Raw genomic sequence first — 26,467 nt, forward strand, 5'->3', positions numbered from 1 at the left:
CCGGTGGTGCTGCCGTAGACCAGCGAGCGCACGCGGCCACGTCGCGACAAGGCCTGGAGCAGGTGCGCGGTGCGCGTGTCGTGCGCGCCCTGCCCGGGTGGCGGGGCCAGGTGCACCACGCGCGCGGCCAGCCCCGCCAGCCGGGCCAGCGTGGCCGGCTGGTCCAGGTTGCCCAGCAGGGGCACCAGTCCCGCCTGCCGCAGAGCCGCGGCCCGTTCGGCCTGCGAGGTCAGGGCCAAGACACGGCAACGCGGCAACAGTTCGCGCGCCACGCGCAGGCCCACGTCACCACAGCCCACGATCAGCACGCGGGTCTGGCGGAAGCGGGCTGGTCGGCTGAAAGTCGGGCTGGGCATGTGAAGACAATGGCCGTTGGTCGGCGGCCGGGCTGAGGGACAATGCTCGGGATTCTGAACGCAGTGGAGCCAAGTTTTGAGCTTTTCCGTGACCATCGTGCCCAGCGGGCGCCAATTCTCGATGCAGCGCGACGAGACCGTGCTGAGCGCGTCCATCCGCGACAACGTCGGCCTGCCTTATGGCTGCAAGGATGGCGCCTGTGGTTCGTGCAAATGCAAGCTGGTCGAAGGCCGCGTGATCCATGGGGCTCACCAGGCCAAATCCCTGAGCGAGGCAGAAGAAGCCGCCGGCTGGATGCTGACCTGCTGCGCCACTCCCCAAACCGACCTGGTGATCGAATCGCGCCAGGTGGTGTCGGCAGGCGATTTCCCCATCGTCAAGATGCCCACGCGCATCATCAGCCTGACCCTGGCCGCGCCCGACGTGATGGTGATGCGACTGCAGCTGCCCACCAACAACACCTTCGGTTTCCGCGCCGGGCAGTACGTCGAATTCATCCTGAAGGATGGCAGCCGGCGCAGCTATTCCATGGCCAACGCGAAGAGCACCGCGACCCTGGAAGTGGAAGGCTCGGCCCCCATCACCACCATGGAGCTGCACCTGCGCCACATGCCAGGCGGCAAGTTCACCGACCATGTCTTTGGCACGATGAAGGAAAAAGAGATCCTGCGCATGGAAGGCCCCTACGGCACCTTCTTCTTGCGCGAGGATTCCGACAAGCCCGTGGTGCTGCTGGCCTCGGGCACAGGCTTCGCGCCCATCAAGGCCATCATCGAGCACATGCGCTTCAAGGGCATCACTCGGCCGACGGTGATGTACTGGGGTTGCCGCAGCAAGGCCGATCTGTACCTGCACGACTGGATGTCGCAAGCGGCGGCCGAGTTGCCCTGGCTGACCTACGTGCCGGTGTTGTCGGAACCCAAGCCGACCGACGAATGGACCGGCCGCACTGGCTTCGTCCACCACGCCGTGGTGCAAGACCTGCCCGACCTGTCAGGCCACGAGGTCTACGCCTGCGGCGCGCCGGTGATGGTGCAGGTGGCCCAGCGCGACTTCGTGAACCGGCATGGCTTGCCGGCCGAATGCTTCTTCGCCGACGCCTTCACCAGCGAGGCCGACAAGGTCGGCTAGCGCAAACCTGTCGGCCCCGTGGCACAGGGGGCAGGCAGCAAACCGTGTCCGGCCCGCAGCCTGCCCTCACCTGTGCACTATTCAGCAGCCAGGCCCACCATGCCCGTCAGCGGCGGGAAAACAGCGATCTCGTCGGCCGGCACCAATTCCCCGTCGGACGGCTCAATGCGGTACGAGCTGACCGTGCCCGAGCGCCCATTGACCACCGACAGGAAAGCCTGGTCGCCCGACACCTTGACGTCCACCGGGCCGTGGCCATCAGACAGGCGCGCCGCCACACCGTTGGCATTGAGCAGCTTGAGCTGGCCACTGCGCTCGATGCTGTAACCCGTCAGCGTGTTGCTCGCGGTGTTGCTGGTGTACAGGTAGTTGTTGGTTCCGTCGATCCAACAGGTGGTCAGCTGACCATTGGGCACCGAACGACCGAGCATGTTCAATTGGCCATCGTCTGAAAACCGGTAAGACGACACCGTGCCCCCGACGGCTTCTGTGACGAACAGGCGCCCCTTGCGGTCAAAGGTAAAGCCAAACGGCAGTGGATCGGGCGACGCCTTGACGGCAGGATTGCGCGACAACAAGCCCGTGGCGTCGTCATAGGCAAACCATTTGATGCTGCCCTTCGTGTCCAGCTTTTTGTCGGTGATGACGAGGTAGTCACCATCCGGAGAAAACTCCGCCTGGGCAACCGTCCGCAAGATGTCGGGTTGCGGACCCAGTTCGGTTGTCGGCGTGTGCAGCGAACGCGTGGATCCGGGGATCGGCGTCAGGCTGCCATTGCGGCCGACCTGAAAGCCGGTGACATTGCCCTCGCCCCCGGCGTTGAGCACATAGATGCGGTTTTGCTTGACCGCGACGCTGACCGGGAAGCGCCCACCGGAGTTGGCCACACCGGTCAGCACCAGGCGATCTTGCTGCACCCTGAAAGCGGAGACCTGGTTGCTGCCGGCATTGACCGCGAACAGCCATTGGTTGTCGCGGCTGAGCACCAAGGCGTTCTGAGAACCCAGAGGGTCCTCGGGCGTGGTCAAGCCGACACCCGAACCCGCGCCGCCCGTTGGGTACTTGCCCAGGATGCTGAGGCGCCCTTCCGGGCTGCGCTTGAGAACAGCGATCTTGTTGCCCTCCTGTGCGTTGGACATGACGTAGACATTGCTGTCATGGGCGTGGACATGGGCCAGCGTGGCCGAGGCCCAGATCAGCGAGGAGACGAAAAGTGCGATGCGTGTCGTTTTCATGGCTTGCCTTGTAGAAATGGTTGAACAACAGATGAGAAGGCTGAACGATCAGCTCAGTCGGCCCGCAGGAATGCGTGACGAAACACATAGCGCGAGATGCGCCGACCGAGCGAAATTCCCTGGGTCTTGTCGAAGGCCCAATGGATGCCCAGGTAGATGCGGCTTTGGCCGTTCTCTTCCTCTGCCTGAGACAGCGTGGAGAAGCTTCGGACTTCGAGCGGGCGGATGTTGCCGGTGTTGTCCACGGTCAGGCCGTTGTACTCGTCCGATACAAAGCTGAAGGCGATGTTGTCGGTGCCATAGAACTGGCGCAAGGTCTCGAACAGTGCGCCACCGATGGTGGCGTGTCCGGACGGGTACGAGGGGAACGGGGGCGAGAAATTGGGCCCCTTGATGTTGTCGGCCGGCGCCCCCAAAGGCATGAAGTCGGGATCGCCCCTGGTGGCCGGGTTGCCATCGCCAAGGCCGGTGGGGCCCGTGCCAGGATCGGCTTCTCGCAGACCAGTGACCGGCCGCCAATGTTGGTAATACCACTTGTTGTCCCAGGCTGCGGTGCCCGCGTCGGCCATCGTCACGTTCACCAGCACCAACAGGCGGGCCAGGTCGATGTAGCTGTTGGCCGTGCCTTGCTGCTTGGCGATGTGCACAGCCACCTGGTTGTACAGCCGCGGCGGCGCGCACAGGCTGGGCATGCCATCGTAGGCCCAGTAGCGCCCGGCCACGCCTTGGTCTTCCGTGCGGATCGTGGGAGTGCTCACCCCATCGCCCCCCAGTCGTTTGAGTTCATTGAAGGCCACGGTGTACTCGGCGCTCTTCATCGATGGCGGCGGCGGCAGGCGGTAAGACCTGATCGCCTCTGACGCAAACGGTTTGACCTTGCCCCAGTGCAGGCCAAGGGCCAAAGGAATTTGACTGACCGGATCGGGCCGCCACTTGCCAGGCTGGTTGCTGGGTGTGAAATCGACACCCACCACCGGCTCTTTGAAGTCCGAGCCGTCATTGGCGCGTGTGGCCAGGATGGCGGCCGCCGAGCGCCGGCCCAACTCGATGCCGCGTTGCCGGGCCAGGTTGTTGTCCAACTTGGCCAAGTCATCGGTCAGCGCCTTGTCGAAAGCCAGCTTTTGCGAGGGGTACATGGCGATGAGGGTGTCGTGCGCAGCCTGGGCAACGGCGGCATCGACCGAAGTGTTGCCCTGTTGGGTGACGCCTGGGGAATAGCTCGTGTATTTGCCGGAGACCGCATTGGCCGCATCGAACATCGCGATGTGAACGATGGCCATGGCGCGGCTGGATCGGGCCGGCCCGATCTGCTCGCCAAACACGCGTTGGTCGCCGGGCGCCACTGGTGTGTGGTCCAGGCCGCTGGCGTTGATCGCGACTTCGTTCCAGTACAAAAGGCGCTGCGCAGTGTCCTTGGACGGTCGGGGCACGCGCGATGCCGGCGCCTGAACACCGTCCGCAGCGTCAAATTGGGCGCCGTAGGCCTCGCCCACCCCATCCACCGGATTGGCCGCCCACAAGCAGGAGGTCGGGGTCAACAGCAAGGTCGCCGGCAGCAGGCAGGACGCCACCCATGATTTGAGGCCTTCGCCGCGTTCATGGACCTCCTCCGGCATCGAGGGCGAATTTTCTCTGGCACGGTTTTCAATTTTCGACATGGCAGCTCCAAAAAATTTAGAATGGCTGGTGAAGACAAACCAATAACTTCTTGCTTTTTAAATAACGAAGCGAATATCACAACGACGAACTCAGTATTAGCTCGCCTGCTCGCCAATAAAACAACCCGCCATGCAAAATTGAAATACACCGAACGCACGAATTATTCGTCAATCTGTTTTTCAGGAAAATCAAAAATTCAGACGAATGGCCCTGATCCGCGACGAGCCTCGGAGGGGGTCGAGGTCAATGCGACAGCGAGCCTCCGGATTTCAAGGCGTCCATCAGCAACGTCGCCAGCACACGGCCTAGCGTCACATGGGCGTCCTGAACCAAGCTCGAATGGGCGGATGGAACGTGAAGACAAGCGTCGCACCAACGCGCCATCTCTCCGGGTTTCGCACCCATGAAGCCAATCGAGGCCATGCCGATGATCTTGCCCAGGCGCAAGCCTTCGACCACATTCGGCGAATTCCCCGAACTGGAAAAAGCCAGGAGGACATCACCAGGCTTGCAAACGGATTTGATCTGCCAGGTAAACATCGACGACACGCCATGGTCGTTGGCCAAAGCGGTGACCATCGCCCCATCGGTGGCCAGTGCAAAAGCGCGAACCGGCACAGCGCAGGCCATGCCCTTGGTCATGACCAATGCCGCCATGCGTTGAGCGTCCACCGCGCTGATGCCATTGCCCACGAACCACAGGGCATGGCCACCGCGAACGGCATTCAGGCACAAATTCGCGGCAAGGGCCAAGGCCTTGCCAACCTGCTCACTGTCCAACAGCGCCTGAGTCAGGTTGGCCTGGTTGGTCAGGTGGTCTCGGATGTCGCGTTCAAGGTGGGGGTGGGTCTGCATGTTGCCGGCGCTTTCAGGTTTGAAGATCGAGTCGGAACAACTTGATGGCGTTGCGGCTGCTGATCTTGGCCTTGGCCGCGGGATCGACATTCAAGCCATCCAGACTCTGGCTGGCCTGGCCCATGTTTTCATACGGGTGATCAGTGGCGAACAACACGTGATCCACACCCACGGCATCTATGGCGAATTTCATATTTTTGTCATCGGACATGCCACTCGTGGTCACGTAGAAATTAGTTTTGAAATATTCGCTGGGTGGTTTTTTGAGGCGAACCCCCGCCCCTTTGAAATGAGCGGCCATTTGAAACCTGCTATCGATCCTGGAAAACCACCACGGAATACCTTCCCCCAAGTGCCCAAGCACGACCTTGAGGTTCGGATGCCGGTCAAAAACACCGCCCAGAATCATCCTCATGGCATGCAGGCCGGTTTCAGCCGCGAAACCCCACCCTGGTCCTTCCAGACCATAGGCCAGGTAAGGCGCCGCCATGGCGGGCGAAGGTGTCTGTGGGTGCAAATACAAAGGCAAGCCCAACTCTTCCAAGGCCGCCAGGACGGGTGCCTGTTCGGGGGCGTCCAGGTAGCGGCCCTGCGTGTGCGAATTGATCAGCGCCCCGCAAAGGCCCAGTTCCGACGCGCAACGCCGCAACTCTTGAACGGCCCCTTGCGGATCAAGGGGGCTAAAGGTGGCCAGCCCGGCGTAACGGTCTGGATGGCGCGCCACCACGGCGGCCAGGAAGTCATTGACCTTGCGGGAGTAGTCATTCGCCTTGGCCGCCGCGAAGAGCTGAACGCCGGGCGCAGTGAGCGACAGGATCGCGAAGTCGATGTGGGCCTCCTGCATGGCGGCCAGGCGCGAGGCGTCCACGTCCAGCAACTTGCCCGAGATGACCTGGCCCACCGGACTGTGGAACAACTTGCCATAAAGGCTGGCGAACGCAGGGTCCAGCCCTTCAGGGAGCGCCTCCAGCAGCGCGGTCCACTCGGCCAGGAGTTCTGGGACCACGAAGTGCTCCTCCACAGCCACCCGGAACATGGGACCTGGGACCGAAGAGGCGGTCATGACCCCATGGCAACCGCCACAGGCCGAGGCCACCAGCGCCGCCCCACCCTTCATAAACTGCCGGCGATCGGGCCTCATCGCCCACCTCCTGTCATGAGCGCTGGCGTCTGTCCAGCTTGGGCTTTGGGCCGGCCAAACACCGACTGAAGCGCCGCCAGGCCGGCCTTGAACAGGTCTTCGATTTCAACCACCAGCCGGGACTCCTCATCGGCGGCGCAGCGGAATTCGGCCTGCCACACGGCCAGCGTGGCTGGGTCACCCTCGGTGATCGGCATCAGGGCCAGGCTGGCGTGGTAATGGGTCACCGCCAGCGGCGCGCGCAGAATGGTGTAGCTGACGGAGTGCGCTGTGTCGTCGAGCGCGCAAAGCCTTTCCCGTATCCACGCACCATTGTTCAACTCGAACGAGCGCACACACCCGACCGCGTCTTCTTCGCGGCCATCTTCGATCTCGCTTCGAACCACCGCCGGGTGCCACTTTGGAAAGCCATTGAACTCGCGCACGAGCTTCCACACCGGATTGATGTCCGCCTCAATGACGGCGCTGATGAATACTTTGCTCATGGGTTGCCTCCTTGGCGTGATGAATGGCGTGTCAGTGGGAAAACATCAGGACTGCCTTCACCGTGCTGCCGTTGGCCGCGTCTTCGAAGGCGCGGTTGATTTGCTCGAAGGGATAGGTCTTGATCAGGCGTTCGAACGGAAACCGGCCCTCGCGTTGGAAATCCAACAAACGGGGCAGGAAGGAGCGAGGCACCGCCGAGCCTTGGATCACGCCCTCGAGTGAAGCGGCCTTCTTGAAGATCTGAGAGGTGTCGAAAGGGTACTGACGGCCCATGTGCGGCGCGATGACCATGCCGCAACGTCCGCCAATGGCCAGCGCCTGCAATGCGTCATTGAGCGCGGCCTCGTGCCCCGATGTCTCCAGCGCGTACCGCACCCCGTTCGGGCAGATGTCCAGGATGCGCCGTCCGACCTCGCCTTGCGACGCGTTGATGACCTGCGTCGCCCCCAGTTCGAGCGCCAGGTCCAGACGGTTCTGGTGCATGTCGACAGCCACGATGGGCCAGGCACCGGCCAGCTTGGCCGCCATCACCGCGCTCATGCCCACCGTGCCGCAGCCCAAGACCGCCAGGCTGTCGCCAGCAGACACACCAAAGGTGTTGAGGATGGCGCCGGCACCCGTCTGCACCCCACAAGGAATGGCCGCCAGGTGTTCCGCCGGATAGGCCTGTTCGGCGATGACCAGGTTGTGCTGAGGCACCACCGAATGGGTCGCAAAAGAAGATTGCTGAAAAAACGCCCCCGAAAGCGCCGCCCCTTCTTGCGAGAGGGTGGCAGAACCATCGAGCCGCCGACCGCCAAAGCCCAAACGCATGTGGTGCACGCAGTGGTAGGGGCGGCCCGCGTGGCAACCTGAACAGGCATTGCAAAACGGGTACGAACTGATCACACGGTCACCGACGCGCAGGCCGCTGACCCCGCTGCCGAGCAACTCGACGGTGCCGCAACCTTCGTGCCCCAGCACCGCCGGCAAAGGCACCATGCCACCGGCAATGACGTCGGTGTGGCAGATGCCGCATGCGTCATTGCGCACCAGCACCTCGCCAGGCGCCAGTTCGGCCAGCTCGATCGGCTCCAGCTTGAAAGGCGCATTGGCCTGGCGCAGCACTGCGCCCATGGCTTGAATCGTCATGATGTTTTCTCCGGGGAAAGATGGGACAACAAAGGCAATCGCCGCACGCGCCTGCCCGTGGCTTGGAAGTAAGCGGCGGTCAGGGCAGGTGCGGTGGGCGGCACACCGACTTCGCCCACCCCGGAAGGCGGGGCATCGCCGGGCAACAAATGCACTTCGATGGGCGGGGTGTCGTCCATGCGCAGCACGGTGTAGTCATGAAAGTTGCTCTGCACCACCCGACCTTGCTCGAAGCGGATCTCGCCATGCAGCGCCGCCGACAAGGCATAAACAACCCCGGAGACCACTTGCCGCTTGACCGTCTCGGGATGAACCACCACGCCGCAGTCCACCGCGCACACGACGCGCTTGACCGTGGGCCATCCCGCTTTGTCCACGGTGATCTCAAGCACCTGGGCCACCACGCTGCCGAAGGACTGGTGAAGGGCCAGTCCCCGGTGAACGCCAGGCGCGGCCGCCTGAGTCCACCCCGCCTTCTCCGCCACCAGACGCAGCACCGCCGCATGGCGCGGCTGGTCCTGAAGGAGGTCCAGCCGCAGCGCCAACGGATCGCGCCGGGTCAAGCAAGCCACTTCGTCGAGGGCCGACTCCACCGCGAAGGAGTTCACCGAGTGCCCCACCGACCGCCACCACAACACCGAGGCGCCGTTGTCAGCGGTGTGAACATCGAGTCGTTTGGCCGGCAAGGCATAGGGTGGATCAGCACCCTCCACCGACAAATGGTCCACGCCGTGCTTGACCAAGGCCTTCTCAAACGGCGTGCCGGTCACGATGGACTCGCTCACGATGCGGTGCGCCCACGCACTCGGCCGACCAGTGGGGCCCACCGTTGCCTGGATTCGACTGAGGTGCATGGGACGGTAAAAGCCCCCGCGCATGTCGGCTTCACGACTCCAGATGACCTTGACGGGCGCCTTCAGCCGCATCGACAGTTCGACCGCTTCCTTCACGAAGTCGGCATGAGGGTTGGCACGGCGCCCGAAACTGCCGCCAAGGTAGGTGGTGTGAATCCGCACCTTCTCGGGCGGCAGGCCGGTGATGGCGCAGGCGCTTTGCTGATCGGTGGTTTGCATCTGCGAACCTGTCCACACGTCGCAACCATCCGCACGCACGTCCGCGGTGCAGTTGAGCGGCTCCATGGCAGCATGGGCGAGGTAAGGCGCCTCGTACACCAAGTCCAGCACCTGCTCATCGGCCTGCCGCGCCGTGGTGCCCCGCCCGGTCTCGTGGACCACGGTCCCGGCTTCGTTTGCCAACGCACGGTATTTACGCCACAGCAGCTCGCTGTCCAACTCCGGCCGCTGCAAAGGCGACCACACGATCTTCAGCAAGGGCAAGGCTTGCTGCGCTGTCCAGAACGAGTCGGCCACCACGGCGACGCCCATGGACAGCGAGACCACCTGCTTCACACCTGGCAGTCGCAACACCCTGGCCCTGTCCATCGCAGCCAGCTTGGCCTTGGCGCCGGGCACGGGCGGCCGTTCAATCGCCGCGATCAGGAGGTCGGGCAGTTGCACATCGATGCCGAATACCGCCGAACCATCGACTTTGCAGGCCGTGTCCAAGCGCTTGACCGATTGGCCGATCAACTTGAAATCAGCCCGCGCCTTGAGCACAGGGTTGGCGGGAACCGGCAGGTGCGAAGCACGGGATACCAGCGCGCCATAGGGCAAACGCCGCTCGCTGGGCCCATGAACGACCTGGCCGTCGCGAGCGGTGCATTCCGCCACGGGCACCTCCCATTGCTGGGCCGCGGCGGTCACCAGCATTTCGCGCGCGGCCGCGCCCGCCTGCCGCAACTGGGACCACGCCGTGCTCACGCTGGTGCTGGCGCCCGTGCCTTGGAATGGCCCCCACTGGGTGTGGCGATACTGCGCATGCGCGGGGGCCGAAGCCACCTTGACCCGCGACAGATCCACCTCCAGCTCCTCGGCAACCAGCATGGGAAGGGAGGTATGCACCCCCTGTCCCATCTCGCTCTTGTGCACCGTGATGGTCACCAAGCCATCCTGGTCGATCTGAACGAAGGCGTTGAAGGGGATCGCGGGCGCCTCGTCATCCAGGCGCTGTTGCCCTTGCGCGGCAGGCAAGTGCAGGCCCAGCAGCAAACTGGCCCCAGAGGCACCGGCCAGCTGGATCCAACGCCTGCGGTCCATGAGGATCTTGTCCATCGCTCAAGCCTTTCCCTGCAAGACAGCGGCGGCTGCACGGATGGCGGCCCTGATTTCCGCGTAACTGCCACAGCGGCAGATGTTGCCCCGCATGGCCTCGTCGATTTGGGCCTCGGTAGGAGAGGGATGCTCGGTCAGCAAGGCCACCGCGCTCATGATCTGGCCCGATTGGCAGTAGCCGCACTGCGGCACATCCAGCTCATCCCAGGCCTTTTGAACGTGTTTCATCGGATGGGCCCCCATGCCTTCGATGGTCAACACCGGCGCGCGGCCGATCGATGCCGCAGGCGTGATGCATGAACGCACGGCTTGCCCCTTGACCAGCACCGTGCAGGCGCCACATTGCCCTGCCCCGCAACCATACTTCGTGCCGGTCAGCATCAGCTGCTCGCGCAAGACCCACAGCAAAGGCATTCCAGGCGGCGCCTTGATCCGCCGCGTTTGACCGTTCACCTGGATGGGGATGATTTTCATGATCGACCTCGCAGAAGACAGGGCACGGCATCCAGCGCGGCGTCAACCAGCGCATGGCCAAATTCAATCGGACCCCAGTCACGCCATGGCCAGACCGACCTGCTCCAGCTGTCCTGGATGAGGCCGGCGACCCTGGCAAGGCCAAGCGCGTCACCGTGGTCGCTGGCGGCATAAAGCAGGTACGCCGCAGACATCGATTGACGCAGGTATTTGGGGTTCACAGCAGGCTCTGCCGGATGAGTCGACATCAAGGCGATCGCCAAGCGTTGTTCAATGGCGGCGGACAATTCGCCGCGGCACCGCAAGCGATCAGCGAAGGTGACCAAGTAGGTACAGCGCAGATAGGCATCGTGGGACGCCAACAAGCCACTGGCCGCATAGCGCCCAGCGGTGTCCAGCACCAAGGTTCTCAAATGCTCCGGCGTGGCCAGCCCCAGGCTATGCAAGGCCATGCCATGGAAAGTCAGTTGCGAACACCTTGAACTGAGCGATGCGCGCGCAAAGAGTTGTCGCGCCGTGGCCACCCAGTCCCGCTCGGCAAACGCCTGGTCGCCCAGCCCCGCACCAGCCATCGCCGACAAGAGCTCCGAGAGAGGAAACAACAGGTAGTCAGGCCCCTCGTGGATGCCGTCTCCGGGCTGGGACCAATCGGCTTGGCATGCCTGGTCCAGCATGCGAAGCACGTCGGCCAAGGGCTGGCGAAACGTGCCACCGGCCCCACCCATAGCCTGCCAATCGGAGCCGCCCATCACCGACAGCATCAAGGCAAAGCAACGGCCTCGAAGAAAAGGGCTTTTCAATGTCCGTTGCAAATCCAGGAAGACGGACAAGGGACGAAAGCGGGGTGATTCGTCCTTGAAGTCATCCAACCAGCCGGCCTGCGCGGCAGCGCTGAACACCGCCACGAGGGCTGACAACCGGACATACAAGTCCTGGTCGTTCGGCGATGGCAGGGCGAAAAGGCGGCGTGCCGCCTCCTTCAACCGTGGCCGAAGCCATGCTTCATGACGCTGGGCGATTCCCACGCGGCACAGCGTGTGCACGGCCAGCGAGCACCCCATGGCATCGACAGGGGGGCCTTCAAGCTGCATTAACCACGCGATGACGTGATCACCGCGCAAGGGCTCATCGGTGGAGCCCAGCAGCACGCCCACGAGGTGGCGAACCAACCGGGCGTAGGCGCCGCCCTGACTGCGGACAAAGCCTTCACTCAGCGACCGCAACGCGCCCTCCGCCCCCGGGGCCCCGAAGCGCCAAGGGCGACTTCCCAGGCCCAGGCCATGCATGCAGCTGTGCCATGGACTGGACAGGCGAGCGAGCGCCGGCGCAGGATCAGCCGGCGCTTTCCTCGCAAGCCGGCCAAGCACCTGATCGGCCGATGGCTTGAAAAGCGATTCCATGAGCGGCCTCAATGGCGGGTCAATTCCAGGTGCCTGCGCTCCGCCTGAACCGGATAACGCACCGGCACACTGACGTCCGGCACCTCGAAGCCGAACAACTCATGGACATCACCCCGAAGCATGCCGAGGGCCAAGTTCAGCCACTTGATGCCCTCGGCGTAAATGGCCAGTGGCCGCTTCTGGGCCTGGGCGTTGTCGGCCAATTGCCCGTCTTCTCCACGGCTGAAATGGAAGGGTGGCATCGCCATGAAGTGCGTGCCCATGAGAAAGGCGAACCGAATGGTCCAATAGGGATCGTTTCGCCAGAACATGCCGCTCAGATTATTGAGGTCCCACGCGCGGGTCATGGCCTCGAAGAAATGTCTTTCAATGCCTTTGTAGGACCGCGCATAAGGATGGCCTTCATGCAGGTCGATTTGCAGATCCGGGGCCCCGTGAAAGCGGGCCGAGGTGATGTCGAAGTGCTCGCCATGGATGGCGTCATAGTTGCCGATGGAGTTGTGCCAGGGCTTGTTGTCGTACATGGGATCGTCCGCGCCCGTGTCCAGGCCGTTCTCGTGGAAACCAATGGCGCGGGGGTCCAGGAAGCGGATTTGCAGGTCTTTGGCATCGATGGAGATCTTGCTGAATTCGGTGCAGTGATCCAGGGCCAGCAGGGGCTCGATGTTGCCCAGCTTGATGTTTTCGGTGTTGGTGTCGCCCACGACCAGGCTGTGATAGCGAGGTTCGAGCACGCTTTGAAAAATCCCATTGCCGCGGAAGGTCTTAAGCAAGGTCGGCAGGTTCAACATTTTTTTGCCATTGAGCCAGATGTGACTGGCCCGCAGCAATTCGTCCGAGAAGGTGCGTGGCGCTGTTTCCTGCGACAAAGCCAGGCGCTGCTCAATCTTGCTGAAGTAGGAAACCTCCAGGGTCGGGCCCTTGGGCACGCGTTGGCGCTGGGCATGCACCTTGTCTTTGAGCAATGAAAAGACTTCGCTGTACAACCAGGCGACGACCGCGGGCGCCGGCTTGTGGTCCTTGACGAAGCGGCTGAGCTCGATGCCCGGCACATAGCTCATGTCGTAGATGAACTCCTGGCAATCGGTCTGCCGAGCCGGGCGGTTGGTTCTCAGCGCCAACATGCGAGGGAACAGATCGCTCAGGTTCTCGGGCAAGTCCAACAGCCAGGCGGCTTGCCGGCGAGCCTTGTTGTGAGGCGGCAGCATGACGCCCTGACCGTCACGGCCCCAGCGCGCGGTAATCAGACGCTCGCTCAGAACCTTGCGCACGACTTGCCGGCGCTGCGAGTCTTCAAGAAAAATGGTCAAGGACTCACTGCCCCCATAACCATAGCCCGTCACGATTTCTCCATCATGGATGTATTGCGCGACGTCCTGGCGTCGTTGCGCGCCTGGAAGTGCCCCTTGCGCATCGTCGGCCGGCAGCACCTCCGACGACATGAACGCCTCCGGCACGTGACTCGGAGAGTCGGCAGCATGAATATGTCGGTGGGAAGATTGCTCAGTGATGCTCATGGTGACTCCATTGGCGGAAAAAGCGCCGTGCAAATTAAAACCATTTGCCTTGGGTTGGCGTCCTAACCATAAGGGGGGGCAATATTGGTGTAAATCGCGAATGGCGCAAAATACAAGTGCCATTGGCGGATGAATCCCGCCGCTTGACTGCAACAGGCCACTGAAGCGTTTTGCGCATCAATCTCATGCACCAAATAGGGTTTAAAGCCGACCCTCGAACAAATAGCATCGGGCCCTGACTTATTCCAACACCAAGGAAACACCATGGCCACCTTGCTCAGAATTGATTGCAGCGCCAGAGAAACTGGCTCCCACTCGCGTTCGTTGGCGGATTTCGCCGAGGCCCTGTGGCGCAGCGAAAATAAAACCCCCAGCCACGTGAATATGCTGGATTTGGCCATCGAGCCAGTTCCACATATTCATGAAAGCACCATTGCCGGGTTTTACACGCCCGAAGATCAGCACACGCCGGCAAGCCGTCAGGCCACCGCGCTGTCGGATCGGCTCATCCAGCAGTTCACCGAGGCCGACGCCCTGCTGATCAGTGTTCCGATCTACAACTTTTCCATCCCCTCGGGCCTGAAAGCCTACATCGACCAGATCGTGCGCGCGGGAAAGACTTTCGGCTTCGACGCCGAACGCGGATTGTTCGGCTTGGTGAAGGACAAGCCGGTCTACATCGTGTCAGCCTACGGCGCGGCGGGCTATGCCCCGGGTGGACAACTGGCTTCCCTGGATTTCGTCCAGCCCTATTTGCGTTCGCTACTTGGATTCCTGGGCATCGCCAACGTGCACTTCTTTGTTCTCGAAGGCACCACCACCGAACCTGATCAGATTGAAACCCGCAAGAGAAGTTTGAAGGATGCCATCGCGACCGCGATGCTGGCCCCTTGACCGCTGGGATCCAGGCAGGCGCTCGTGCAAAGCCACCGCTGAGTGGTCCGGGCAGACGCCGACAGGCCTGGCCAAAGACCTGGGGCCATGTTGCCTCGCCGACAGGAAAGGAATGAAATCATGAGACGAATCGCTGTGCTCGGAATGGGTGCCATGGGTTCCAGGATGGCCCGTCGCCTCCTGGCCGCCGGTCACGCAGTGACCATCTTCAACCGTGGTGTCGAGGCCGCCAAAGAACTGGTGCAGGCCGGAGCCCTCAGCGCTGCGACGCCTGCGATGGCGGCGGCCGATGCCGACGTCGTCATCAGCATGGTCACGGACGCCAGGGCGTCCAAGGCCGTCTGGCTTGATCCGGTGGACGGAGCGCTCCATGCACTGCGAAAGGGGTCGGTGGCCATTGAATCCAGCACGCTGTTCCCTTCATGGGTCAGGGAGCTGGGGCAGATGGTCCATGCCAAAGGCGCTCAATTTCTTGACGCCCCGGTGGTGGGCTCTCGACCCCAGGCACAAGCCGGCGAATTGATTTTCCTGGTCGGCGGATCGCAAGGCTGCCTCACGCATGTCCGCCCGATCCTGGAAGTGCTCGGCTCGCGCATCAGCCACGTGGGCGAGGTTGGCGACGCCACGGTGATGAAACTTGCCGCCAATGCCTTGTTCGGCATGCAGGTCGTCACCTTGGCGGAAATCTTGAGCTTCATCGAAGCCGAAGGCCTGGATTCATGCACAGCGATTGGTGCGCTGACCGACTTGCCCGTGATCAGCCCGGTCGCTAAAAACATCATGGCCCAGATGCTGTCGCGCAACTACCTGCCAATGTTCCCGGTCGAACTGGCCCTGAAGGATTTCAAGTACCTCCAAGCTGCGGCCTCTGAAGCCGGTGCTCCTGCATTGCCTGTGCTCCAAGCAGGCACCGATGTGTTCGATCACGCGGTGCAGAAAGGGCACGGTCAAGAGAACATTTCGGCCGTTGCGCAGTTGTACAAACTGCCATTGAGCGTGGAGGCCTCATAGAAGTTGCCGGAGGCAAAGCGCCCTTCAAAGGGGGTCTGCACTGTGGGGCAGACCCTCTACCATCAATCCAGTTCCTGGGCTTCCGCCGACAGGTCGTCGCACTCAAAGCCACCCATGCCCCGTTGGATCAAGGCTTGCTCCTCGGGACTCGGCAAAGGCCACAACGGCAAAGGCTCATTCACCAATGAAGGCATGGCTGAAAAGCGCGAGGCTGGCAACTCGCCGGGCACATACAGTTCGTGAGCAGCGTAGGCATAGGGCTGCGCGCGTTGATGGGGGACCAGCGGGGCCGCCTGAAGTGCCGTGGTGAGGCGCGCCCGAAGAAACTCAGTGAACGCCTTGACTTTTTGCGGAACAAAGGTGCGTGAGGAATAGACCATCCAGACCGCTGTGTTGAAATCAGCGGCAGACGCGTCGAATTGCGGAAACAGGTCGATCAAGTTGCCTTGCCTGATCTCATGGGAGACCAACCAATCAGGCAGCAAGGCAATGCCCATGCCGGCCAGCGCGCATTTTTCCAATGCAATGGCCGTTGAGAAAATGCCTTTGCCATGGATGGGCACCTCCAAGGTTTCGGCCCTGTCGGCCTTGCTTCTGAAAAACCAACGAGACCGGAATCCGGCCAGGGAAAAGCGCAGGCAATTGTGATGCTGAAGTTCCTGAGGATGGGCCGGACAACCATGCTGGCTGAGGTACTGTGAGCTGGCGCACACGATGTAACGCACGCCCATCAATCGGTGGGCCACCAGTGACGAGTCCCTCAAAGGGCCAAGGCGCAATGCCAAGTCAATGCGCTCGGCCAGCAGGTCCACCACGGTGTCGGTCAGGTGCAGGTCGAGCGTGAGGTCGGGGTGAGTCTTGGCGAATTCCGGCATCAAAGGGATGATGCACTTTTGCCCGAACGAGACCGACGTGGTCAAGCGAAGGGTCCCCATTGGACGAGAAGCCATGTCGATCGCCGTTTGCTTGGCGCGCTCCATTTCCATCACCAATGGCTCGATGAGCTCGAAATAGCGCTCCCCCGCTTCCGTGGGGCACATCCGACGGGTCGTCCGTTGAAACAGGCGTAGGCTCAATTGGTCTTCCAAGGAAGCAATGGCCCTCGAGATGGAAGACGGTGCCTGATTTCGATCCTTGGCGACTGCTGCAAAACTGCCACGACGCATCACGTCAATGAAGGTTTTCATCAACTCCATGTCCATAAGGCCCCCATCTCTTTTTGAAGCGCGTTCACGATGCGCTTGTGTTCACCGACTTTATCGTCGGCTTTACAAAAATACAAGTTGAAGAAATCGGCATGCATGCCCATGTCTTCGCCCACTCCCCCCTCCTTGACATGGTCTTCTCAATGACGACTCAAGCCAAGTCGCCATGGCCTTGGCCAATGCTCTCGTTCGGGCCCGGCCAAGTGGATGGCGCGAAATGCCATGAAGAACACCACGGTGATAAACAGTCCCGCCACCATCATCGACATGAACGTCAACACACCGTCCTGCAGCAAGGGTATGTTGCTGGATCGAAAAGTCGGCAAGCGCTCGTACACGGTCCATGGCTGGCGCCCAATCTCGCACACCGCCCAGCCACTCAAGGTGGCAAGCCAAGGCAGCGGCCAACTTAAGCGGATGAGGTTGCGCAACCTGGGCAGGCGCCCCTCCGCCAGACCATTCCGGTTGATGAACACCAATGCAGACAGCACCAACATCGCGAGGCCGGAGGCCACCATGATCCGAAAGCTCAGAAAAACCAAGGACACCGACGGCTGAGCTGCCTTCCCCACCTTGGCCAGGCGCTCATTTGGAGACAAGGTGGACCATTGCACCCCATAACGGCCCGCCGTGTCGTCGTGCAGTTTCAGCCAGCCTGCGCGGTTGGGATCCCCGGGATGGCTCAAAGCCAGGGCGACCTTTCCCTTCGCCTGCGCCGTCAGATCGTGGATGCCCTGGACGGGCTCAAAGTTGCCATTGGTGAGCAAGCTGAGCATGAAGGGCACCCGCACTTCGTAGTGATTGCGGCCTTGCTCCTGATCGGGGACACCAAACAGGATGAGCGGGGCCGGGCCATCTTCGGCTTTCCAGTGAGCCTCGAATGCCGCGAACTTCATGGGCTGGGTCTGCGATGCATTGACCGCGCTGGCATGCCCACTCCATCCTATGATCAACACCGACCCCAGGCTTACCCACGCGGCGAGCTTCAATGAAGCCCCGTAAATTTCAAGGTGCTGATTTCTGGCGATGTAGCCACAGGCCATCGCCAAAACAAAGAATGCGCCGGTCAACATGGCCGCGGCCAATGTATGAACAATTTTATGAAGGGAAGTTTCGCTGAACAGAACCTGCGACAGCGACGACAAGCGCCACCCATCAAGGCCGAATGCCACGCCGACGGGATCTTGCATCCAAGCATTCACCGACAAAATGGTGACGACCTGCAGGGCCATCAGCCCCAGGAGGACCCAGTTCGCCACCATTTGGAATTTGGCGCTGCGCGCACCCCGGCAAACCACCACAGCCGCGATGGCCAGCAGCATCAAGGGCGCAATCACACCTTCCATGGCGAATATCTGTTGCAAAACCGGCGAAGCCGCCTGCGTGTAAAACCTCCATTCGTCGTGCAACTGCCAGCGCAAAGGGTAGCCGGTGATGAAACCCGTCGCCCAACTGAGGAGGAAGAATCGTCTCCAATAACGAGCGGCCAGCCACAAATGGTAGCGCCCGGTTCGAACATAGGCCGTGTTCATCAAGGTCATGCACAGGAGCAGCCCCAAGGACAGTGGCACAAAAAGATAATGAAAACTGGCGCTCAAACCAAATTGAAAACGGAGCAAAATTTGTAGAAATTCGGCAGAGGACACGATAAAACTCCCAAATCATGGGATGAATTTAAAGTGCCAGCGAAGCACAAAAAAGCAGCACAAGGGTATTTATGAATTGCGTCCGACGCATCAAATAACGCGGAGCACCGCTGAAGTGCAAATATTCAGTGCAGGGGTTGGGCGCCGCGGGTCATCGCATGGCCAGCCACCAAGCCACCGCAGTGCACAGCAGACCGAACAGACAGCGCCCCGTGCCGCCCATAGACGCCTGCATCGGCGCGAGAATGAAGCAGGCCGCCATGGCGTTCAACGCGACCAAGACCGCCTCTGCGCCATAGGCAACACGCCAGCCACCGTATCAACCAAGGCGAGGCCAGAGTTGGCGCTGACATGCCGGATGGCAGATGCCCCTGCCCTTGTCCGGTCGTGCTGGAAGTATTCATGGATCGATCAATGGTGCGAACGGCATCACTGTGGCAGCGCACGCGCTGCTTTCCAAGACCTTGCCGCGCAACAGACTCGTGCTCTAACGGCACCAAGACCAGGGGGCCTACATCGCCGACCTGACGAAATCCATGAACACACGCAGCTTCAATGGAACATAGGAGCGCGACGGGTAGACGAACCAGGCGCCCGTGTCGAAGGTGGTGGCGGTCACTTCGAGGTCGGGAAAGAGATTGACCAGCGCACCTGATTCGAGGTCAGTCGCCACCTGCCAGTCGGCCAACAGCGCCAGGCCCATGCCCGCACTCGCGCAGTGCTGCAAGCCCAAACCATTGGAGATCAAGGCCCGGCCGCTGACGGCCACTTCGCTGACCATGCCCTGCTGGTCACGGAACAGCCACCGGGAGCGAAAGCCCGGCAACGGGAAAAGGAGGCAGTCATGGTCGGAGACCTGGGCAGGCTGAGTGGGCCGGCCATGCTTTTGCAGGTAGCCGGGACTGGCGCACACCAGGTAATGGGTGCGCACCAAAGGCTGCGCCACCAGGTTCGAGTCGGGCAACGTGCCCAGGCGTATCGCCAGGTCCATGCGTTCTGCCAGCATGTCCACGATGGTGTCTGTGAGCATCAGGTCGACCACGAGTTCCGGGTAGCTTTCCCTGAACGGAGGCAAGAGCGGCACCACCCTCTTCAGCCCGAAGGCGTTGGAGGCGGTGACCCGCAAGGTGCCCCGAGGCTGGCTTGAGAAATCGGCGGCGGCCTGGCCGGCCTGCCGCATTTCCTCGAGCAGTGGCTGTATGCGCTCGAAGTAGAGGGCGCCCGCCTCCGTCAGTGACACCTGGCGTGTGCTTCTTTGCAACAGCCGCAGTTTCAATTCGTCTTCGAGGGCACCCACCGAACGGGACACCGACGAAGGATCCAGATTTTGCTGGCGGGCCACGGCGGCGAAACTGCCCAGCTTGACAACGTCTACGAACAACTGGAGAGTGTGCGTGTCCAAACTTCAACTCCATGAAGGCGGGGGTTGGGGACCGAAAAGGGTACTGCGAAAGTCCGCTCAGGCTCGCTGAAAGGTTAATGGTTGGCATGGAGAACATGGATCAGCAGCTGCTCACCGCCGTTCGACGCTGGGCTCAGTGCGGCCACCGCGTGGCACTCGTGACCGTGGCCCAGACCTGGGGCTCCTCGCCCCGCCCGGCTGGCGCCTGGATGGCCTTGCGCGATGATGGCCTGGTGGAAGGATCGGTGTCTGGCGGCTGTATAGAGGACGACCTCATCGCTCAGATGAAGGCCGGACAGTGGCGAGATGAGGCCCCATTTTTGCTGAGCTATGGCGTGACCAAGGACGAGGCTCATCGCTTTGGCCTGCCCTGTGGCGGAACGGTCCAACTGGTGGTGGAACCCACGCTCGACCTGTCATTGCTGCAGCAACTCGAACAGCGTGTTCGGGCCGGTCAGTTGGCGCAACGGACCATTGATCTGCCCAGCGGACAGGTTACCGTGGGCAGTGGCCAGCGCGGCCTTCTGCCTGCCTGGGATGGACGCACGCTCATCACCCAGCACGGTCCGCAATGGCGCCTGTTGATCATCGGAGCAGGCCAGATTTCCCGCTACCTCGCCCCCATGGCACAGGCTTTGGGTTACGAAGTCACCATGTGCGACCCGCGCCCGGAGTTCAATGCGCCCTGGAACGTACCGGGTGCGCTGCACGTGGCAGGCATGCCCGACGACGCGGTCATCGACATGGCCCCCGACTTGCACAGCGCCGTGGTGGCCCTGACCCACGACCCGAAACTGGACGACCTCGCCCTCATGGAGGCCTTGAAGTCGCCTGCTTTTTACGTGGGGGCCTTGGGCTCGCGCCTGAACAACGACCAAAGGCGTGATCGGCTCCGGTTGCATTTCGATCTGACACAGGAAGAGGTGGACAGCCTGCATGGTCCGGTGGGCCTGGCCATCGGCAGCAAAACGCCCCCCGAGATTGCGGTGTCCATCCTGGCGCACATGACCTGCGTCAAGCGTGGCCATGACCAGCCGATCGCCGCAGACCGAGGTGTTCGGCATCCGCAGTCGGGGGTCAGCGCACCGTGCCAGATCAATTGACCACGCCAGAGCAGGGAACCGTTGGCATCCTTCTGGCGGCGGGTGCGAGCGCTCGGTTTGAAGGCGACAAGCTGTCTCATCCGCTGGTGCATGGAACGCCCATGGCGGTGGCCCCGCGGCACGCCGCCTGCTCGCTTCGTCATGCGTGTCTTCTCACAAACCCAGGTAGGCTGCCTGCACCTGCGGATCGTTCAGCAGGTTCTGTGCGGGGCCTTCGAGCACCAGTTCACCCGAGTCCATGACGTAGGCGCGGTGCGCGATCTCCAGCGCGCGGTGGGCGTTCTGCTCGACCAGCAGCACCGTCACGCCCTGGTCGGCGATGTCGGCGATGACCTCGAAGATCTTGTCGACCATGATGGGCGCCAGGCCCATGGAGGGCTCGTCCAGCAGCAGCAGCTTGGGGCGCGCCAGCAGGGCCCGGCCCATGGCCAGCATCTGCTGCTCGCCGCCCGACAAAGTGCCGGCCAGTTGGCGGCGGCGTTCTTTCAGGCGCGGGAAGCGCTGGTAGACGGCCTCCGTGTCGGCCTGGATGCCAGCGGCATCGCGCCGCAGGTACGCGCCCATGCTCAGGTTCTCGTCGATGGTCATCCGCGTGAAGATGCCGCGGCCTTCGGGCACCATGACCAGGCCTTGCGCGACGAGGTCCCAGGCGCCCTGCCCTTTCAGGCCCTTGCCTTGGTAGAGCACCTCGCCCGATTGTGGTTCGAGCAGGCCGCAGATGGCCTTCAGCGTGGTGGTCTTGCCTGCGCCATTGGCACCGATCAGGCTGACCAGTTCGCCTTGGTTCAAATGCAGGTTCAGGCCCTTGACGGCCTGGATGCCGCCGTAGGCCACGCTGAGTTGGCGCAGCTCCAGCAAGGGTGAGGCGCTCATGTCTGAACTCCCGCCTTGTGGGCCGCCGTGCCCAAGTAGGCTTCGATCACGGCGGGGTCGCTTTGCACCTCGGTCGGCGTGCCGCAGGCGATCAGACGGCCCTGGTCCAGCACGGTCACGCAGTCGCACAAACCCATCACCAGCTTCACATCGTGTTCGATCAACAGAACAGCGCGGCCCTGCGCCTGGATGCGCCGGATCAGCTCGCGCAGCTGCAGCTTCTCGGTCGCGTTCATGCCGGCGGCGGGCTCGTCCAGGGCCAGCAGGCGCGGCTCGGTGGCCAGCGCGCGGGCGATCTCGAGGCGGCGCTGGTCGCCATAGCTCAGGGTGTGGGCGGTCTGTTGCGCGACATGGCCCAGGCCCACGAAATCGAGCAAGGCCTGCGAATCGGCCGTGATGCGGGCCTCTTCGCGCACGAAGGCCGGTGTGCGCAGCACGGCATGCCACCAGCCCACCTTCATGCGCACATCGCGCCCCACCCTCACGTTGTCGAGCGCGGTCATGTGCGCGAACAGGCGGATGTTCTGGAACGTGCGCGCGATGCCGGCCTTGGCCACCTTGTGCACCGCTGTCGGCTTGTAATGGCGGCCCGCCAGTTCGAACTGCCCCTTATCGGAAGGCACCAGACCGGTGATGACGTTGAAGAACGTTGTCTTGCCCGCGCCATTCGGCCCGATCAGGCCATGCACCTGGCCCGGCCGGATGCTCAGCCCGACACTGTTCAAGGCCTGGACGCCGCCAAAGCGCTTGGACACGTTGGCGACCTGCAGAAGGGCATCGCTCATGCGGCGGCTCCCTTGTCGTCTTCATGGCGCGGCGCCGGCCACAGGCCACGTGGCCGCCACAGCATGATGCTGACCATGGCCAGCGCCACCAGCAGTTGTCGCAGGATGGAGGCATCCAGCCGCCCACCACTCATGGCCTGCAAAGGCCCCGCCACGTGGCGCAACACCTCGGGCAAGGCCGACAGCAGGAAGGCCCCGAGGATCACGCCCGGCACATGGCCCGAGCCGCCCAACACCACCATGGCCACGACCATGACCGACTCCTGCAGCGAGAACGATTCGGGCGACACGAAACCCTGGAAGCTGGCGAACAGCACGCCCGCCATGCCGCCGAAGGTGGCGCCCAGGCCGAAGGCCAGCAGCTTCAGGTTGCGGGTGTTCAGGCCCATGGCCTTGGCCGCGATCTCGTCTTCGCGGATGGCCATCCAGGCTCGGCCCAGGCGCGAATTTTCAAGCCGCAGGCTGATGATCACCGCCAGCACCACGATGCTCAGGAACAGGTAGTAGTGCAAGGTGACCGGCTGCAGCACGTGTCCCATGACGTGCCACGGCTCGCCCAGGCTGACGCCGAAGATGGTGAAGGGGTCGATGCTGTCGATGCCCTTGGGACCATTGGTGATGTTGACCGGCGCGTCCAGGTTGTTCATGAACACGCGGATGATTTCGCCAAAGCCCAGGGTGACGATGGCCAGGTAGTCGCCCCGGAGCTTGAGGGTGGGGGCGCCCAGCAGCACGCCGACCAGCGCCGCCACGCCTGCGCCCAGTGGGATCACCGCCCACACGGGCCAGTGCAAGCCATGCGTGAAGACGGCCGCCACCGCAGGCAGGTTCGCGGTCAAGTGCGGCGAAGCCAGCAGCGCGAACAGGTAGGCGCCCACGGCGTAGAAGGCCACGTAGCCCAAGTCGAGCAGGCCGGCGTATCCCACCACGATGTTCAGGCCCAGGGCCAGCAAGATGTAGATGAGGGACACATCCAGGATGCGCACCCAGGCCTGGCCCAGGCCCTGCACCACCACCGGCAGGACCAGCAGGGCCACGGTGGCCAACAGGTACCAGGACAGCTTGTGGTGATTCTTGGCGTTCATCGTCAAAACAACCTCAAGGCATCAGGCACGGTCGGCCACGCGTTCGCCCAGCAGGCCTTGCGGGCGCAAGGTCAGCACCAAAATCAACACGGCGAAGGCAAAGATGTCCTGGTAGTTGCTGCCCAGCACGCCGCCGGTCAGGTCGCCAATGTAGCCCGCGCCCAGTGATTCGATCAGGCCCAGCAGCAGGCCACCCAGCATGGCGCCCGGCAGGTTGCCGATGCCGCCGAACACCGCCGCCGTGAAGGCCTTGAGGCCTGGCAGGAAGCCCATGGTGTGCTGCACCGAACCGTAGTTGGCGGCCCACATCACACCCGCCAGGGCGGCCAGCATGGCGCCAATGACAAAGGTGGCCGAGATGACACGGTCGGGCCGCACGCCCATCAGTTGCGCCACGCGCGGGTTCTCGGAGGTGGCACGCATGGCCCGGCCCAGGCGCGTGCCATGGATCAGGGCCATGAGGCCGGCCAGGGTCATGGCCGTCACGGCCACGATCAGGATCTGGACCAGGTTGGTCGTGGCACCCATGACGTCGATCGGGTCGTCGGGCAGCAGGATGGGGAACGGCTTGTAGTCGGGCTTCCAGATGATCATGGCCAGGGTCTGCAAGAGCAGGGACATGCCCATGGCGGTGATCAGCGGCGCCAGGCGCGGCGCGTTGCGCAAGGGACGGTAGGCCAGCTTCTCGATCACGAAATTCAACACCGCGCACACCACCATGGCGGCCAACAGCGCCAAAAGCAACAGCACCCAACCCGGCCAGCCCAAGGACTCGAGGCTGGTCACCACCGTCCAGCTGACGAGGGCACCCACCATCAACACCTCGCCATGCGCGAAGTTGATGAGGTTGATGATGCCGTACACCATGGTGTAGCCCAAGGCCACCAAGGCGTACATGCTGCCCAGCACCAGGCCATTGATCAGTTGTTGAATGAAGGTGTCCACAGCTCGGTCAGTCACACATGCAGAAGCAACACATGCAAAAAGCCCGCCACGTTGCTGCCGTTCCCTTTGACAAGGGAGGGGGCAGCGACCAGCGGGCTGGAGAGATCGGAAGGATCAATGTCCGATCTTAACAGGACACGTTCAGAACGGAGAAGGCCAGCGCAGGCTGTCCACCGTGAGGCGGATCAGCTTCTTCTTGGCCTCGGTGTAAGGTGGGAAGAACATCTTGGCCATCATGATCGGCCCCGACTTGAGCACCGCCCGCTCGTGCGAGAAGGCCTTGAAGCCGAAGTGACCGTGCGCGCTGCCGATGCCCGAGTTGTTGACGCCGCCGAACGGCAGGTTGCCGTGGGCGTAGTGCAGCACGCAGTGGTTGATGGCGGCACCGCCCGAGCTGGTTTTTTCCAGCAGGCGGCGGGTGCGGTCCTTGTCGCGGCTCCACACATACAGCGCCAAGGGCTTGTGCCCGGCGTTGATGGTGTTCACCACGCCGTCCAGGTCGGTGTAGCCGATCAACGGCAGCACCGGGCCGAAGATCTCTTCGCTCATGATGCTGGCGTCCGCCGGCACTTGGTCGATCAGGGTGGGCGCGATGTAGCAGGTGGCAATGTCGATGTCGCCGCCGGTCAGCAGCTTGGCGCCCTTGGCCTGTGCCTCTTGCAGCAGGCCGGCCACGCGCTGGGTGTGGCGCTGGTTGATCACGCGGGTGAAATGTGGGCTCTTGCGCTGCTCGGCGGGCGTGGCGCCATAGCGCTCGGCCAGCACTTTGCGGCATTCGTCCACGAAGCGGCCCTTGACCGACTCGTGCACGTAGACGTGGTCGGGCGCGACACAGGTCTGGCCGCAGTTGGTGAACTTGCCCCACATCAGCGATTCGGCGGCCAGGCGGATGTCGGCGGTCTCGTCGATGATGACGGGCGACTTGCCGCCCAGCTCCAGCGTGACGCTCGTCAAGTGCTTGGCGGCCGCGGCCATCACCACCTTGCCCACGGCGGGCGAGCCGGTGAAGAAGATGTGGTCGAAGGGCAGGTCGAGCAGCACTTGCGAGGTGGGCAGGCTGCCTTCGAACAAGGCCACCTCTTCGGGCGGGAAGGTGGCGGCGATGATCTCGGCCATGACCACGCTCACGGCGGGCGTCATCTCAGACGGCTTCAGGATGACCGTGTTGCCCGCGGCCAGCGCCGACACCAGGGGGCCAAAGCACAGGTTGAGCGGGAAGTTCCAGGGGGCCACGATCAGGCTGCGGCCACGCGGCTGGTATTCGATCCAGGCCGAGGTGCCCAGCATCGTCATCGTGGGGCGCACCTTGGTCGGCGTCATCCACTTCTTGAGCGAGGCGATGGCATGCTTGATCTCGTCGAGCACCGGCATGAACTCGGTGCCTTCGACTTCGGCGGAAGGCTTGCTGTAGTCCTTCTGGAAGGCGGCGTAGAAGTCTTCGCGGCGGGCCATCATGGCGTCGCGCAGTTTCTTCAGGCGGGCGATGCGTTCGGCGGCGGTGGACTCACGCCATTTCAGGGCCGTGGCCAGTTGACGATCGAACACCTGGCGGATCACCGCGGGGTCGGACTCACCCGTGTTGGGATCGACGACGTGCATCATGACTTGGCTCATCCTTGTCTCCAATGAAGTTTGGACTTGGGCAGATTCTTCTGGCGGCTCACTGGGCGGCCGACAGACCGGCGCGGATCACGCGGTCGACCAGCTCGGGCAGCGGCACCCCTTCTTGCTCGGCCTGGGCTTGCAGTTGCTTGACCAGGTCGGCGTTCAGCTTCACGGCGAATGGCACCAGGTTGTTGGCCTGGTCGATCTTGCGCTGTTCGCGGCGGTCGGGCAAGGCCGCGGCAGCGCTGCCAAAACGCCCAGGCAGAGGCGCCTGGCGCATCTGGCCCATGATTTTCGAGGCCTTGCTTTTTTCCAGATCGGTTTTTTTCATCAGCGGCAGGTTTCAAGGCCTGGAC

At 62.7% G+C, this 26,467-nt stretch carries 25 protein-coding genes; 4 read left to right on the forward strand and 21 right to left on the reverse strand.

The genetic code is table 11. The features are described 5' to 3' along the window. A partial coding sequence (locus ACREB4_RS18905; RefSeq protein ID WP_431589797.1) for an NAD-binding protein occupies positions 1–356 on the reverse strand: 356 nt, incomplete at its 3' end. Between the two features lie 76 nt (positions 357–432). Here ACREB4_RS18905 and ACREB4_RS18910 point away from each other — a divergent pair. Then, complete coding sequence (locus ACREB4_RS18910) at positions 433–1,488, forward strand: CDP-6-deoxy-delta-3,4-glucoseen reductase (RefSeq protein ID WP_431589798.1); 1,056 nt, start codon at positions 433–435, stop codon at positions 1,486–1,488. Between the two features lie 77 nt (positions 1,489–1,565). Here ACREB4_RS18910 and ACREB4_RS18915 read toward each other — a convergent pair whose 3' ends face one another. The 10 genes from ACREB4_RS18915 to ACREB4_RS18960 all read right to left on the reverse strand — a co-directional run bounded on the left by ACREB4_RS18915 (position 1,566) and on the right by ACREB4_RS18960 (position 13,710). Beyond that, complete coding sequence (locus ACREB4_RS18915) at positions 1,566–2,723, reverse strand: lactonase family protein (RefSeq protein WP_431589799.1); 1,158 nt, start codon at positions 2,721–2,723, stop codon at positions 1,566–1,568. 53 nt (positions 2,724–2,776) lie between these two features. Then, positions 2,777–4,381: a phosphatase PAP2 family protein gene (locus ACREB4_RS18920; protein WP_431589800.1), complete on the reverse strand. Its 1,605-nt coding sequence runs from the start codon at positions 4,379–4,381 to the stop codon at positions 2,777–2,779. 244 nt (positions 4,382–4,625) lie between these two features. Beyond that, positions 4,626–5,237: a D-sedoheptulose-7-phosphate isomerase gene (locus ACREB4_RS18925; RefSeq protein WP_431589801.1), complete on the reverse strand. Its 612-nt coding sequence runs from the start codon at positions 5,235–5,237 to the stop codon at positions 4,626–4,628. 13 nt (positions 5,238–5,250) lie between these two features. Then, positions 5,251–6,243, reverse strand: coding sequence for an amidohydrolase family protein (locus ACREB4_RS18930; RefSeq protein WP_431589802.1), 993 nt, complete (start codon positions 6,241–6,243; stop codon positions 5,251–5,253). A gap of 131 nt (positions 6,244–6,374) precedes the next feature. Next, positions 6,375–6,863, reverse strand: coding sequence for an SRPBCC family protein (locus ACREB4_RS18935; RefSeq protein WP_431589803.1), 489 nt, complete (start codon positions 6,861–6,863; stop codon positions 6,375–6,377). A gap of 31 nt (positions 6,864–6,894) precedes the next feature. Continuing rightward, the gene (locus ACREB4_RS18940; RefSeq protein WP_431589804.1) at positions 6,895–7,995 is read right to left on the reverse strand and encodes an NAD(P)-dependent alcohol dehydrogenase; all 1,101 of its coding nucleotides are present in this window, start codon (positions 7,993–7,995) and stop codon (positions 6,895–6,897) included. Beyond that, positions 7,992–10,166, reverse strand: a complete 2,175-nt coding sequence (locus ACREB4_RS18945; RefSeq protein WP_431589805.1) for a molybdopterin cofactor-binding domain-containing protein — start codon at positions 10,164–10,166, stop codon at positions 7,992–7,994. The genes ACREB4_RS18940 and ACREB4_RS18945 overlap by 4 nt, the downstream gene beginning before the upstream one ends. A 3-nt stretch (positions 10,167–10,169) precedes the next feature. Then, positions 10,170–10,640 (reverse strand): (2Fe-2S)-binding protein, encoded by a 471-nt coding sequence (locus ACREB4_RS18950; RefSeq protein WP_431589806.1) that lies wholly within the window; start codon positions 10,638–10,640, stop codon positions 10,170–10,172. Beyond that, positions 10,637–11,863: a hypothetical protein gene (locus ACREB4_RS18955; RefSeq protein ID WP_431589807.1), complete on the reverse strand. Its 1,227-nt coding sequence runs from the start codon at positions 11,861–11,863 to the stop codon at positions 10,637–10,639. Before ACREB4_RS18955 ends, ACREB4_RS18950 begins: the two co-directional genes overlap by 4 nt. Before the next feature lie 185 nt (positions 11,864–12,048). After that, a complete protein-coding gene (locus tag ACREB4_RS18960; protein WP_431589808.1) occupies positions 12,049–13,710 on the reverse strand; it encodes a hypothetical protein in 1,662 nt (553 codons plus the stop codon). Positions 13,711–13,821: 111 nt separating this feature from the next. On the opposite strand from ACREB4_RS18960, the gene ACREB4_RS18965 reads away from it, so the two are divergent. Further along, positions 13,822–14,451 carry an FMN-dependent NADH-azoreductase gene (locus ACREB4_RS18965; protein ID WP_431589809.1) on the forward strand — a complete coding sequence of 210 codons (630 nt, stop codon included), beginning with the start codon at positions 13,822–13,824 and terminating at the stop codon, positions 14,449–14,451. A 120-nt stretch (positions 14,452–14,571) separates the two neighbouring features. Then, positions 14,572–15,462, forward strand: a complete 891-nt coding sequence (locus ACREB4_RS18970) for an NAD(P)-dependent oxidoreductase (protein WP_431589810.1) — start codon at positions 14,572–14,574, stop codon at positions 15,460–15,462. A gap of 62 nt (positions 15,463–15,524) precedes the next feature. Here ACREB4_RS18970 and ACREB4_RS18975 read toward each other — a convergent pair whose 3' ends face one another. The 4 genes from ACREB4_RS18975 to ACREB4_RS18990 all read right to left on the reverse strand — a co-directional run bounded on the left by ACREB4_RS18975 (position 15,525) and on the right by ACREB4_RS18990 (position 19,715). Next, complete coding sequence (locus tag ACREB4_RS18975) at positions 15,525–16,664, reverse strand: LysR family transcriptional regulator (RefSeq protein ID WP_431589811.1); 1,140 nt, start codon at positions 16,662–16,664, stop codon at positions 15,525–15,527. Next, complete coding sequence (locus ACREB4_RS18980) at positions 16,649–16,783, reverse strand: hypothetical protein (protein WP_431589812.1); 135 nt, start codon at positions 16,781–16,783, stop codon at positions 16,649–16,651. Before ACREB4_RS18980 ends, ACREB4_RS18975 begins: the two co-directional genes overlap by 16 nt. 24 nt (positions 16,784–16,807) lie before the next feature. After that, a complete protein-coding gene (locus ACREB4_RS18985) occupies positions 16,808–18,313 on the reverse strand; it encodes a cytochrome ubiquinol oxidase subunit I (protein WP_431589813.1) in 1,506 nt (501 codons plus the stop codon). Between the two features lie 511 nt (positions 18,314–18,824). Further along, a complete protein-coding gene (locus ACREB4_RS18990; RefSeq protein WP_431589814.1) occupies positions 18,825–19,715 on the reverse strand; it encodes a LysR family transcriptional regulator in 891 nt (296 codons plus the stop codon). 86 nt (positions 19,716–19,801) lie between these two features. Between ACREB4_RS18990 and ACREB4_RS18995 the strand changes: the two genes are divergently transcribed. Beyond that, positions 19,802–20,818: an XdhC family protein gene (locus ACREB4_RS18995; protein WP_431589815.1), complete on the forward strand. Its 1,017-nt coding sequence runs from the start codon at positions 19,802–19,804 to the stop codon at positions 20,816–20,818. A gap of 153 nt (positions 20,819–20,971) precedes the next feature. Here the strand turns inward: ACREB4_RS18995 and ACREB4_RS19000 are convergent, their stop codons facing one another. The 6 genes from ACREB4_RS19000 to ACREB4_RS19025 form a co-directional block, all read right to left on the reverse strand. Beyond that, positions 20,972–21,691: an ABC transporter ATP-binding protein gene (locus ACREB4_RS19000; protein ID WP_431589816.1), complete on the reverse strand. Its 720-nt coding sequence runs from the start codon at positions 21,689–21,691 to the stop codon at positions 20,972–20,974. Further along, a complete protein-coding gene (locus ACREB4_RS19005) occupies positions 21,688–22,476 on the reverse strand; it encodes an ABC transporter ATP-binding protein (protein WP_431589817.1) in 789 nt (262 codons plus the stop codon). The genes ACREB4_RS19000 and ACREB4_RS19005 overlap by 4 nt, the downstream gene beginning before the upstream one ends. Further along, on the reverse strand, positions 22,473–23,561 hold the full coding sequence (locus ACREB4_RS19010; RefSeq protein ID WP_431589818.1) for an ABC transporter permease subunit: 1,089 nt from the start codon (positions 23,559–23,561) through the stop codon (positions 22,473–22,475). Before ACREB4_RS19010 ends, ACREB4_RS19005 begins: the two co-directional genes overlap by 4 nt. A 21-nt stretch (positions 23,562–23,582) precedes the next feature. Further along, positions 23,583–24,506 (reverse strand): branched-chain amino acid ABC transporter permease, encoded by a 924-nt coding sequence (locus ACREB4_RS19015; RefSeq protein WP_431589819.1) that lies wholly within the window; start codon positions 24,504–24,506, stop codon positions 23,583–23,585. 141 nt (positions 24,507–24,647) lie between these two features. Beyond that, the gene (locus ACREB4_RS19020; RefSeq protein ID WP_431589820.1) at positions 24,648–26,120 is read right to left on the reverse strand and encodes an aldehyde dehydrogenase family protein; all 1,473 of its coding nucleotides are present in this window, start codon (positions 26,118–26,120) and stop codon (positions 24,648–24,650) included. Between the two features lie 46 nt (positions 26,121–26,166). Next, the gene (locus ACREB4_RS19025; protein ID WP_431589821.1) at positions 26,167–26,442 is read right to left on the reverse strand and encodes a hypothetical protein; all 276 of its coding nucleotides are present in this window, start codon (positions 26,440–26,442) and stop codon (positions 26,167–26,169) included. Between the last annotated feature and the right edge of the window lie 25 nt (positions 26,443–26,467).

Source organism: Aquabacterium sp. (assembly GCF_050725395.1).
In the GTDB taxonomy this organism is placed as follows: Bacteria; Pseudomonadota; Gammaproteobacteria; order Burkholderiales; family Burkholderiaceae_C; genus Aquabacterium.